General features: G+C 66.3%; 2 protein-coding genes. Both read right to left on the bottom strand.

Annotated elements, in window-relative coordinates:
* Positions 1-180, bottom strand: a 180-nt coding sequence (locus ASU03_RS20225; RefSeq protein WP_197411296.1) for a hypothetical protein, incomplete at its 3' end; no start/stop codon positions are given.
* A 1-nt stretch (position 181) separates the two neighbouring features.
* Positions 182-942 (bottom strand): ATP-binding cassette domain-containing protein (locus tag ASU03_RS20230; protein ID WP_082627358.1); only part of this gene is annotated, 761 nt, incomplete at its 5' end.

Raw genomic sequence — 942 nt, forward strand, 5'->3', positions numbered from 1 at the left:
CCCGTCTTCAGCGCTGAAGCCGCGCCAGAAGATCGCCAGCAACGGCAACAACACGGCGATGCCCAACAGGCACAGCAGCCGCAACTTGCCGCCCACTACAAAGATGCGGTCGCCGATTTCGGCACGGGAAACCTGGCGAGCCGCGCGGTCGGGTAGCGGCAGGGTCATGTCAGCGGCCATCTCAGGCAAACACCTGCAGGCTGCGCGGTGGCAGCGCGACCCAGATATCCTGGGCGCCCAGGCGTGGCATGGCTTCCGGTGCCAGTTCGGCGAGCATGGGGTGACCGGGCAACTGGTCCAGCTCGAAACTCATGCGGCAACGGTTGCCGAGGAACGTGATCTCGCGGACCTTGGCCGGAAACAGGTTTTCCTCATGCACCGGCGGGTTGACGCTGATCGCTTCCGGCCGGCAGAACAGGCGGCCCGACGCGGCTTTACCGCAGTCATCGGCCAGGCGCACATTCATCCCACCGACCTGGGCGTGGCTGGCGCTGTTGCGGCTGAACGGCAGCCAGTTGCCCTGGCCGACAAACTCGGCCACGAATGGGGTGGCCGGACGGTCGTAAATCTCTTGAGGCGTGGCGTACTGCTCGACCTTGCCGTTGTTCATCACAGCGATGCGGTCGGCCATCAGCATGGCTTCGTCCTGGTTGTGGGTGACCATCAAGGTGGTGATGCCCAGGCGGCGTTGCAGTTGGCGCAGCTCGGTACACAGGTGCTCGCGCACCCGGGCGTCGAGGGCCGACATCGGTTCGTCCAGCAACAACAGCGATGGGGCCGGGGCCAGGGCGCGGGCCAGGGCGACCCGTTGTTGCTGGCCACCGGACAGTTGGCCGGGGTATTTCTTTTCGCTGCCGGTCAGGCCGACCAGCTCCCGCATCTGCGCCACGCGTTTGCGCACTTTCTCCCCGCCGCCGCCGGTCAGGCCATAGCGCTCCGCAG

This window comes from Colwellia sp. TT2012 (genome assembly GCF_001440345.1).
In the GTDB taxonomy this organism is placed as follows: domain Bacteria; phylum Pseudomonadota; class Gammaproteobacteria; order Enterobacterales; family Alteromonadaceae; genus Colwellia.